The sequence below is a fragment of the Micromonospora sp. 15K316 genome (assembly GCF_004348525.1).
GTDB lineage: Bacteria > Actinomycetota > Actinomycetes > Mycobacteriales > Micromonosporaceae > Micromonospora.
In genome coordinates this window covers 1-1646 of record NZ_SMKG01000404.1, presented here as the reverse complement: position 1 = coordinate 1646, position 1646 = coordinate 1, and the positions used below count along the sequence as shown (strand labels likewise).

Here is a 1646-nt window from a genome sequence, read left to right as displayed (position 1 = left end):
GGGGTGGGCGGCACTGTCGGCGGCGGCGACGGGTTCCCGTCACACGCCCCGAGGTCCGACCAGAGCGCCGGGGTGGCGGCCGGGTTCCAGCCCGCGCCCGGCGGGGGAGTGTGGGTGGCGAGCGCCTGGTACGTCCGGCTCGCGTAGGTGACCCGACTGCCCGCCTGGTAGGTGACCCCCTCCGCCCACTGCGGCGCCGCGCAGGCAGCGGCCGCGGTCTGTGTGGTGGCGAACCCGTTGCTGGCCGGCAACGCCGCGATGGCGGCGACCAGAGCCGCGCCGGCCAGCAGCGCGGGCACCCTGCGTCGAAGTCGCATGACATGCCTCCTCATCTATTTGCCGGAGGCTACCAATTAACATTCTTAAATATAAGCGCGTCGCGCCCGGTCGCCCTCGTGGCGCCCCGCGCCGCCGACGCGGCTGAGCGGGGCAGTGGCCCGGGTCGTCCGGACGGCGGTTGCGCGGCACCCGCCGACGGCGGCCTGGGACACTCTCGGAATGCAGTTCACCGTGACCGACGTGCCCGAGCGCGACCGCTTCGAGGCGCGGGACGAGACCGGCGCCCTCGCCGGCATCGTCACCTACCAGCTGACCGGCACGATCATCGCCTACACCCACACCGAGGTCGACCCCGACTTCGAGGGCAAGGGTGTCGGCGCGACGCTCGCCCGCGCCGTGATGGACGACGCGCGCGCCAGGGGACGCACCGTCGTGCCGATCTGCCCGTTCATCGCCAAGTGGCTGACCCGGCACCCGGAGTACGAGGAGATCGTGGTCCGGACCACCCGCAAGGTCAAGTAGCTCCCGTCGAGACCGCCGCCCGGCTCCGGTCGATCCCGGTCGATCGGGTCAGATAACCGGATGGACACAGACGTTCGACGCTACCTCGACGACCTGCTGGCGGTGGCCCGCACGACGCTGGGCGACAACCTGGTCGGTGCGTACGCCGCCGGTTCGGTCGGGCTCGGCGCGTACCAGCCCGGCCGCAGCGACGTCGACGTGGCGCTGCTCTGCGCCGACCCGCTGCCGGTGGAGACCAAACGCGCCCTGGTGGCCGGCCTGCGGCACGAGGCGCTGCCCTGCCCGGCGCGCGGGCTGGAACTGGTCACGTACCGCCGGTCGGTCGCCGCGGCCGGCACCCGTGAGCCCGGATTCGAGGTGGAGCTGAACACCGGGGCGCGGATGCCGTTCCGGGCCACCTGCGCGCCGGCCGACCGACCGGTCGCGGACGGGCACTTCTGGTACGCGCTGGACCGCAGCATCCTGCACCAGTGCGGGTACGCGCTGCTCGGCGCGCCGGCGGCCGAGGTGTTCGCCGACGTGAGCGCCGCCGACCTGCGCCACCTGCTGATCGACGCGCTCAGCTGGTGGCTCGCCCTGCCGACCCCGCCCGGTGACGAGCCGGCGCCCGGCGCCGAGGACGCGGTTCTCGGCGCCTGCCGCTCGCTGGTGCGCTTCCGGTACGGCCGGTGGCTCGCCAAGACCGACGCCGGCGAGCGGCTGATCGCCGACGGTGACGACGCGACCCCGGTCATCGAGCGGTCCATCGCGGCGCGGCGCGGCGGCACGCCGCCCACCGGCCCGCAGGCGCGCACCTTCCAACAGCGCGTCCTCGACGAGATCACCCGAGCCCCCTGACCCTGACC

The 1646-nt window shown here is 74.0% G+C and carries 3 protein-coding genes; 2 read left to right on the top strand and 1 reads right to left on the bottom strand.

Annotated elements, in window-relative coordinates:
• On the bottom strand, nucleotides 1-317 hold a 317-nt coding region (locus E1211_RS31975; protein WP_371686234.1), incomplete at its 3' end, for a carbohydrate-binding protein.
• A gap of 181 nt (nucleotides 318-498) precedes the next feature.
• On the opposite strand from E1211_RS31975, the gene E1211_RS31970 reads away from it, so the two are divergent.
• Nucleotides 499-801, top strand: coding sequence for a GNAT family N-acetyltransferase (locus E1211_RS31970; RefSeq protein WP_132353959.1), 303 nt, complete (start codon nucleotides 499-501; stop codon nucleotides 799-801).
• Between the two features lie 60 nt (nucleotides 802-861).
• Nucleotides 862-1638: a nucleotidyltransferase domain-containing protein gene (locus E1211_RS31965; protein WP_132353957.1), complete on the top strand. Its 777-nt coding sequence runs from the start codon at nucleotides 862-864 to the stop codon at nucleotides 1636-1638.
• The last annotated feature ends 8 nt before the right edge of the window (nucleotides 1639-1646 follow it).

Bases quoted from the DNA above. Each gene is read 5' to 3' on its own strand.
- E1211_RS31965 (WP_132353957.1), top strand. From the start codon at position 862: ATGGACACAGACGTTCGACGCTACCTCGACGACCTGCTGGCGGTGGCC.
- E1211_RS31970 (WP_132353959.1), top strand. From the start codon at position 499: ATGCAGTTCACCGTGACCGACGTGCCCGAGCGCGACCGCTTCGAGGCG.